Source organism: Methylobacterium sp. J-026, assembly GCF_022829585.1.
GTDB lineage: Bacteria > Pseudomonadota > Alphaproteobacteria > Rhizobiales > Beijerinckiaceae > Methylobacterium.
In genome coordinates this window covers 24,569-32,704 of sequence record NZ_JAKSYC010000058.1, presented here as the reverse complement: position 1 = coordinate 32,704, position 8,136 = coordinate 24,569, and the positions used below count along the sequence as shown (strand labels likewise).

Genomic DNA, 8,136 nt, shown 5'->3' with positions numbered 1-8,136 from the left:
GCCCCGAGAGCCCGCCAATGGGATGATCCCTCTGAAAACCCGGGACAGTGAAGGTTCCACCGCCGGCTACTCGGCGGCCGCCGCGGCGGTGGGCGGCTCGCGCTCGACCGTGCGGAAATTCTCGAGTTCCGCCAGGAAGTTGCGCGCCCACCAATCGACGTCCTCGCGGGTCATCCGCTCGACCATCGGCTTCCAGCGCGCCAGCCGGTCCGCCTTGGGCATGTAGAGCGCCGCGCGGATCGCCTCCGCCACCTCGAACCGGTCGTAGGGGTTGACCAGAAGCGCCTCGGGCAATTGCCGGGCGGCGCCGGCGAATTTCGACAGGACCAGCACGCCGGGATCGTCCTCGGCCTGGGCGACCACGTATTCCTTGGCCACGAGGTTCATGCCGTCGCGCATGGGCGTCACCAGCCCGACCCGGGCCGCCCGGTAGAGCCCGGCCAGCACCGGCCGCGGATAGGCCTTGGTGATGTACTGGATCGGCGTCCAGGCCGGGTCGCCGAGCGCGCCGTTGATCTCGCCGACCTTCTCGTTCACATCCCGGGCGAGCTGCTCGTATTCCGGTACCTCGCTGCGGGATTTCGGCGTGATCTGGATGTAGGTGACGTTGCCGCGCTGGTCGGGATTGGAGGCGAAGAAGCTCTCCACCGCCTCCATCCGCTCCGGCACGCCCTTGGAATAGTCGAGCCGGTCGACGCCGATCAGCAGCTTGCGGGTGCGCAGGCCCGCCATGGTCTCGCGCACCACCTTGTTGGACCCCGCCTTCTCGGCGGCGTCCTTGAAGCCCGCGACGTCGATGCCGATCGGGAAGGCGCGGATCCGGGTCCGGCGCCCGTCGACCATCAGCGAGCCGCCGCCGAGCGGGATCGCCCGCTGGGTGTCGACGAGGTTGCGCTGCAGGTTCTGCACGTCCGCCTCGGTCTGCAGGCCGATCAGGTCGTAGTCGACGATGGCGCGCAGCAATTCGGTGCTCGCCGGCAGCGAATTGAACACGTCGGCGGCGGGCCAGGGGATGTGGTGGAAATAGCCGATCGGGTTGTCGAGCCCGAGGCCGCGCAGCTCGGCGGCCAGCGGCAGCAGATGGTAATCGTGGACCCAGATGATGTCGTCGGGCTCGACCAGCTTGGCCAGCGCCCGGGCGAAGGTGCGGTTCACGCGGCAATAGCCGGCATAGTCCGAGCGCGAGAAGGCGCCCAGCCCCAGCCGGTAATGCATGATCGGCCATAGGGCGCGATTCGCGAAGCCGGCGTAATATTCCAGGTGGTCCTGCGGCGAGAGGTCGACCACGGCGTACTGGACGCGGCCCCGGTCGATCAGGGTCGGTTCCTCGGAGGGCTCCTCCGCGATCGTGCCGCTCCAGCCGAACCACAGGCCCTCGTAGGCGGTGAACGCCTCCTTGACGGCGACCGCCAGGCCCCCCGCCGCGACCGCCTTGCCGCCCTCCTCCGGGACGGCGACGCGGTTCGATACGATCACAAGGCGTGCCACGCGGGTCGGCTCCGGATCAGGGGCGCGGGTCAAGTCAAGGGCCTTGCCGCGCCTGCATCGAGACTTCGTGATGGTCAGAACGCGCGGGGGGCCTGCGCGATCCTTTGGTGGTCTTGAGGCAACCCAAGCGTGAAGCCGGGCGCGGGTCAAGTCGAGCCCGTGCCGTTCCGGGACAGGGCGGCCGCTCCGTCCTGGCACCATGTCGTTCCCGTCGAGGCCTTTCCCGCCGGGCCGACCGCATGCGCGGCGGTGACGGCCCCTCGGGTCCCCGTTGTCGAAGCGTGGCGGTTCTGCCAGACCGTGCCTGAACGCGGACTGAGCGGCGCCGCGAGTCGCGTCCGGAACGGGCATCGGTCCGGCCTGCACGTGGCACCGGAACCGGTCACAGCCCAGTCGGTTACTCAGCCATCGCGGGGGCCGCGGTCGCCGCGAGCGGCGGCGTCCCCGCGTCGCGAGGAGTGTTTTCGAGATGGCCGGCACTGAGTTCCCGCAGAACGCGCCCAAGGATCCGCTGAAGGATCCGCCCCACGAGCCGTCCCAGGAGGCACCCCACGGGGCGACCCCGGAGCGCGCCCAGTGGCGTGCCCTGCAGGGTGACGTCGAGGGGCTGGCCGACGTGGCGGCCGAGCGCGGGCGCGGTCTCCTGGACGCGGCCCGGGTCCAGGCGCAGACCTATGTCGAGCAGCGCAAGAGCGACGCGGCGCAGTCGGTCCACGATCTGGCGCAGACGATCCGCAATTCCGGCCGCGACCTCGGCGACAAGCCGAACGTGCGCGCCTTCTTCGACAGCGCCGCCGACGGGCTGGAGCAGCTCGGCTCGCAGATCGAACGGCGCAGCCTCGGCGATTTCTACAGCGAGGCCGAATCCTTCGCCCGGCGGGCGCCGGTGGCGGTGGCGGTGGGCACCTTCGTGGCCGGCCTGATCGCCGCCCGCTTCATCAAGTCGTCGAGCCTGCCGCCGGAGGCGTCGGACGGCGACGCCCGCGACAGCTTCCGGGCCTGACGCCATGGCCCAGGGTCCAGATCCGCGCCAGACCGGCGCCTCCAGCATCCAGAGCCTGATCGGCGATGCCCTGCGCGAGACCAACGAGCTCGCCCGCAAGGAGATCGCCCTGTTCCGGGCCGAGATGGCCGGCAACGTCCGCCAGCTCATCGTCGGCCTCGCCTGCATGGTCGGCTCGGCGGTGTTCGCCGTGGTCGCCCTGCTGGTCCTGATCGGGGCCTTCGTGAAGTGGCTCGCCACCATCGTCGGATCGGAGTGGCTCTCCGCCCTGATCGTCGGCGGCGTGCTGCTGGCCCTCGCCCTCGGCATGGCCCTGTGGGCGCGCAGCGTCCTCTCCCTCTCGACCCTGGCCCCGACGCGCACGACGCGTCAGGTCCGCCAGGATGCCCAGGCCCTGTCGGAGCGCGTGTCCGGATGAGTACGATGAACGACCTCGAGAAGGAGATCGAGGAGAGCCGCGCCCGGCTCGACGACACGATCGACCGCATCCAGGGCCGGCTCTCGGTGCCGAACCTCGTGGACGAGATGCTGGGCAATGCCCGGCGCGTGCCGGCCCTGAACAGCACCTACGACAGCGCGCTGGACGCGGTGCGGCGCAACCCCGTGCCGGTGCTGCTGATCGCGGCCGGCGTGGGCCTGCTGGTCAACCGGATGGCGCGCGACGCCCAGCGCCGGCGGACGGAGGTCTCGGCCGAACGCGTGGCCGCCCTGAACACCGGCACGGCGCGCGGCTACGACCCCGATCTCCCGACCGCGCGCCCGGCGCGCGATCCCCTGGACAAGACCGAGATCTGACACCCCGGCAGGACCGGACACCAACGACCCGAGGCCGGCCGAGCGGCCGGAACGAACGGCGCCGCCCGCGGACAACCGCGCGCCGCCGAGAGGACATCCGAGGACAGCGCCATGACCGACAAGCCGGGCACCCCCGCCACCCCCTCCCGCACCCCCGAGCAGATCGCCGCCGAGGCGGGCATGCCGCACGGGCCCAGCGACAGGAGCCTCCGCCCGGATCCGGCCGGCCTCGGCGATCCCGGAGCGCCCGGCACGGCGGCGGGTGACTTCACCCTCCGGCCCGACCCGCGCGGCCTGCACGATCCGATGCCGCATGGCGCCGCGCCGCTCTCGAGTGGCGGCTATGCGAGCGGCGGCTCCACGACGTCCGCGCACGCGGACGCGGCGTCCGCCACGGTGAAAGAAGGTGTCCAGGCGGCGGGCGATAGGGCCGCCGACCTCGCGGGGCAGGCGGGCCGGACCGTGTCGGACCTCGCCGACGACCTCAACGGCCGTCTGGGCGGCGCCGCCGATCAGGCCCGCGAACGCGCCTCGGCGGCCTACGACGACGTGCGCGAGCGGGCGGGCGCGCTCCACAGGCGCAACCTGCGGGCGCTCGACGACCTGACCAGCCAGGGGATCGACGGCCTCCAGCGCGGCCGTACCGCCGTGGAACGGTTCGTGGACGACAACCCGCTCCTCGTCGGGGTGGTCGGCGTCGCGGCCGGCCTGCTGCTCGGTGCGCTGCTGCCGCGCACCCGCCAGGAGGACCGGAGCATCGGTCCCTGGGCCGACGAAGTGCGCGACCAGGGCCTGCGCTACGCCCGCGAGGTGACCAGTATCGGCCGCGAGTTCGTCCAGACCGCCCTCGACCCGGACAATCTCAACGCCGCCGCCCGCAAGGTGACCGATCCGGACGACCACACGCCGCCGGAGGGCGAGCGGACGCAGCACAACCTCTGAACCGGGTTACGGCGCAAGCCGTACCCGCACCGTTATCACGCGCGGAGCGCAGTGACCCTGGGTCACTGCGCTCGCGAAGATGGCAGAGGTATTCTTTCGCTCCGGGGACCGAACCGGGAGCTTCAATTAGTCCCGATACAGCCCCGCATACGCCTCCCGGAGCAGGTTCTTCTGAACCTTGCCCATGGTATTGCGCGGCAACTCGTCCACGAACAGGACGCGCTTGGGGCATTTGAAGCGGGCGAGCCGGCCCTCCAGGGCAGCCTGCACCCCGGCCTCGTCCGGGCATCCCGGGCCGCTCACCACCACGGCGGTGACCGCCTCGCCGAAATCGGGATGGCCTAAACCGATCACCGCGGATTCGACCACGCCGGGCAGGGCATCGATCTCGGTCTCGACCTCCTTCGGGTAGACGTTGAAGCCCCCCGAGATGATCAGGTCCTTGCCGCGCCCGACGATGTGGACGTAGCCCCGTGGATCGACCTTGCCGAGATCGCCGGTGATGAAGAACCCGTCGGCCCGGAACTCGGCGGCGGTCTTCTCGGGCATCCGCCAGTAGCCCTGGAACACGTTCGGGCCCTTCACCTCGATCATCCCGACCGCGTCGGGGCCCAGCGCCGCGCCGCCCTCCGAATCGACCACCCGCAGGGACACGCCCGGCAGCGGAAACCCGACCGTGCCGGCGACCCGGTCGCCCGCGTAGGGGTTCGAGGTGCTCATGTTGGTCTCGGTCATGCCGTAGCGCTCGAGGATGGCGTGGCCGGTGCGGGCCTGCCACTCCCGGTGGGTCTCGGCGAGCAGCGGCGCCGAGCCCGACACGAACAGGCGCATGCCCGCGGCGGCCTCGGGCGTGAGGCTCGGCTCCTTTAGGAGGCGCGTGTAGAAGGTCGGCACGCCCATCAGGACGGTGGCCCGGGGCATCAAAGTCAGCATCAGCTTCGGGTCGAGCCGGGGCAGGAACAGCATCGCGCCGCCGCTCGCCAGCACCGTGTTGGTCGCCACGAACAGGCCGTGGGTGTGGAACACCGGCAGGGCATGGATCAGCACGTCGTCGGCGGTGAAGCGCCAGGACTCCACCAGCGTCCGGGCGTTCGACGCGAGGTTGTCGTGGGTCAGCATGGCGCCCTTAGAGCGCCCGGTCGTGCCGGAGGTGTAGAGGATCGCCGCGAGATCCTCCGGGCCCCGGGGCACGTCGGCGAAGTCGCGGCCCGCCGCCCCGGCCCGGTCCGCCGCCTCGGCGGCGCTGCCGCCGCCCGCGGCGTCGAGGGTCCAGACCTGGCGGACACCGGACGCCGCCTCGGCGAGCGCGTCGCGCCGGCCGGGGTCGCAGACGAACACGGCCGGCTCCGCGTCGCCCAGGAAGTAGCCGATCTCGGCCGGGGTGTAGGCGGTGTTGAGCGGCAGGAACACGGCGCCGGCCCGGACCACACCCAGGTAGAGAAAAATGACCTCCGGGCTCTTCTCGACCTGCACGGCCACCCGGTCGCCCGGCGCGACGCCCGCCGCCCGCAAGGCCGCCGCATAGGCGCCGGCGCGGGCGATCAGGTCCGCGTAGGTGTATCGGCGGCCCTCCGGCGTCTCGATCACCGGCTTGGCAGGATCGGGTACGCCGTCCCGGATCAGGGAGAAGAGGTGGTTGGTCATCGGGCGGCTTGAATTGTCGCGGGCCTTCGTGTCGCCCGCACCCATAGCCGCCTCAGGGGCCTCCCGGCGAGCCCTTTCAGGCGGCGAGCCGCTGCCGCGATGACAGAAGGCGCCCCCCGGCTCACGCCTCGGCCAGCACCACGGCGCGCGGGGGCGGCAGCTTGGCGCGCAGCTCCCGGCTCACCGCCGGGGAGGCCACCACCGTGCCGAGATTGGCGTAGGTCTCGTGGTTCCGCTCGATGGCGGCGAGGTCGTAGAGATAGTTCACCATCAGGCCGTGGGCCTGGGACAGGCCCTTCTGCGAGGTGTCGCCGAGGAAGTTGATCCGGTCGAGACGCGCGCCGTTGCCGAGGTGGAACCGGGCCACCGGGTCGAGGGGGCGCCCGCGCTCGTTCTTGGCGCGCAGGAAATAGGCCGCCGCCGCCGGGATCAGCGCCTTGCGCACCGCCTCGGCCCGGGTCTTGTCGGCGGGCCAGTCCGGATCGTCCAGCGCCCGCAGGGTCTCGACATCCTCGGGCAGGAGACCCTGCGGGCTGTCGGCCCGGCGCTCCCGGGCGAGCCACGCGGAAAAGCCCGGCACCGGCGACAGCGTCACGAAGGTCTTGAGCGTCGGGACCTCGCGGGTGAGATCCTCGACCACCTGCTTGATCAGGAAATTGCCGAAGGTGACGCCGGCCAGGCCCTTCTGGCAGTTCGAGATCGAGTAAAACACCGCCGTGTTGGCCGCCTGCGGCTGCAGCGGCTTGCGCTCCCGCGACAGGATCGGCGCGATGGCCGGCACGATCTGGTCGGTGAGCGCCACCTCCACGAAGATCAGCGGCTCGTCGGCCAGCGCCGGGTGGAAGAACGCGAAGCAGCGCCGGTCCGGCGGCTCGATCCGGGCGCGCAGGTCGTCCCAGCCGGAGATGGCGTGCACCGCCTCGTAGCGGATGATCTTCTCCAGGATATGCGCCGGCGTGGTCCAGTCGACGTGGCGCAGCACCAGGAAACCGCGGTTGAACCACGAGGCGAACAGGTGCTCGAAATCGCAATCCAGGCTGTCGACCGCGTCCAGCAGGTCGGGATCCGAATCCTCGCCGGAGCGGAGCGTCCGGCGCAGGTCGAACAGGTCCTCGCGCATCCGCACGAGGCTCAGCGTGCCGCCCCGGGCGAGGTTGAGGCGGCGGATCAACTCCTGGCTGCGCGGCTCGGCCGCGTCGTGCAGGCTGCCGAGCCGCGCCCGGGTCGGGGCGGCCCGGTAGGCGGCGATCGCCGCGTCCACGGCGGCATGGTCCGCGTCGAAGTCGAGGGCGATGGCCCGGAGGAAGGCGTGGCGCTCCGCCTGGCCGAAGCTCGCGTAGCGGTCGAGGATCAGGCGGGCCAGCGCCACCCCCGAGGCCTCGCCCCGCCGGGAGATCAGATCCTCGCACAGCTTGACGAGGTCGCCCGCGCTCGCCCGGGACGCCAGGTCGCCGCGCCCGATGCCGATCAGGTCGCGGCCGCGCTCGCTGATGGTCTGAAGCAGGTCGCCGAAGAAGGAGATCGCCGCCATGACCCTCGTACTGGCTCCCGTCGGCCCGGACTCGAAGCGCGTCCCGCTCCCCGGCGCCGATTCGCCGTTCGGACGCGGGCGCACCCGGATACGCGTGCCGCCGGCCCCCGCCGGGGAGGCCGGATCGGCATCCCGATCCTGCCGGCCATTCTACGGCGGTGCGGGCGCCGCGACCAGAGCTTGAGCGTCCGCCGGGTGCGAAGATCGAGCGTGCCGGTCCGGCACGAAGGTCGTGCGACGGACCGGGGCCGGGCGAATCAGAGCCGCTCGGCCACGGTGGCGAGGTCGGCCCGCTCGCGCCAGTCGCCGACGCCGTGCTGGCGGGCGAAGCGGAGTTCGGCCGCGCGGCGGGCGCGTTCGGGATCGCGGGCCCGGGTGATCTCGACGGAGCCGATCGTGAACGGCACTCCGAGGATTTCCTTGGCGAAGTCGACGCGGTAGTTCGGCATCCCGTACTCCCTGTTGCGGCGGTTCCTGCTGCGGTCGCACGGAACGAACCGCCCTCTCGTTCGTCGTCCGGTGCGGAACCGTGATCGGCTCGACGCCCGGCCTTCGTGTTGTGCGGCACCCGATCGTGCGCCACCGGCGCCGGCCCTGTCGATCGCATATGGTGCGACGGCGGCGGCCGTGAAGGGGCGCGGGGCGTGCCGGCAGGGATGCATCGCCGCAGCTTGCCGGCCGGCGCGCCGGGCCCGTATCGCTGACGGATCGAATGCCCTCCCCGAGACCCGGA

General features: G+C 71.8%; 8 protein-coding genes. 4 read left to right on the top strand and 4 right to left on the bottom strand.

Annotated features, from left to right (window positions below; genetic code table 11):
* Positions 1 to 66: 66 nt before the first annotated feature.
* Positions 67 to 1,488 carry a trehalose-6-phosphate synthase gene (locus tag MKK69_RS04510; protein WP_243966276.1) on the bottom strand — a complete coding sequence of 474 codons (1,422 nt, stop codon included), beginning with the start codon at positions 1,486 to 1,488 and terminating at the stop codon, positions 67 to 69.
* Between the two features lie 469 nt (positions 1,489 to 1,957).
* Here MKK69_RS04510 and MKK69_RS04505 point away from each other — a divergent pair, with 469 nt between their 5' ends.
* The 4 genes from MKK69_RS04505 to MKK69_RS04490 all read left to right on the top strand — a co-directional run bounded on the left by MKK69_RS04505 (position 1,958) and on the right by MKK69_RS04490 (position 4,228).
* Positions 1,958 to 2,491, top strand: coding sequence for a hypothetical protein (locus tag MKK69_RS04505; protein ID WP_243966274.1), 534 nt, complete (start codon positions 1,958 to 1,960; stop codon positions 2,489 to 2,491).
* 4 nt (positions 2,492 to 2,495) lie between these two features.
* On the top strand, positions 2,496 to 2,909 hold the full coding sequence (locus MKK69_RS04500) for a phage holin family protein (protein ID WP_243966272.1): 414 nt from the start codon (positions 2,496 to 2,498) through the stop codon (positions 2,907 to 2,909).
* A gap of 5 nt (positions 2,910 to 2,914) precedes the next feature.
* A complete protein-coding gene (locus MKK69_RS04495) occupies positions 2,915 to 3,286 on the top strand; it encodes a DUF3618 domain-containing protein (protein ID WP_243966271.1) in 372 nt (123 codons plus the stop codon).
* 111 nt (positions 3,287 to 3,397) lie between these two features.
* Positions 3,398 to 4,228, top strand: coding sequence for a hypothetical protein (locus MKK69_RS04490; RefSeq protein ID WP_243966269.1), 831 nt, complete (start codon positions 3,398 to 3,400; stop codon positions 4,226 to 4,228).
* Between the two features lie 126 nt (positions 4,229 to 4,354).
* Here the strand turns inward: MKK69_RS04490 and MKK69_RS04485 are convergent, their stop codons facing one another.
* From MKK69_RS04485 to MKK69_RS04475, 3 genes are all read right to left on the bottom strand, one after another.
* Positions 4,355 to 5,872, bottom strand: coding sequence for a malonate--CoA ligase (locus MKK69_RS04485; RefSeq protein ID WP_243966267.1), 1,518 nt, complete (start codon positions 5,870 to 5,872; stop codon positions 4,355 to 4,357).
* 121 nt (positions 5,873 to 5,993) lie between these two features.
* Positions 5,994 to 7,403 (bottom strand): malonyl-CoA decarboxylase, encoded by a 1,410-nt coding sequence (locus MKK69_RS04480; RefSeq protein WP_243966265.1) that lies wholly within the window; start codon positions 7,401 to 7,403, stop codon positions 5,994 to 5,996.
* A 257-nt stretch (positions 7,404 to 7,660) separates the two neighbouring features.
* Positions 7,661 to 7,852: a hypothetical protein gene (locus MKK69_RS04475; RefSeq protein ID WP_192709409.1), complete on the bottom strand. Its 192-nt coding sequence runs from the start codon at positions 7,850 to 7,852 to the stop codon at positions 7,661 to 7,663.
* Between the last annotated feature and the right edge of the window lie 284 nt (positions 7,853 to 8,136).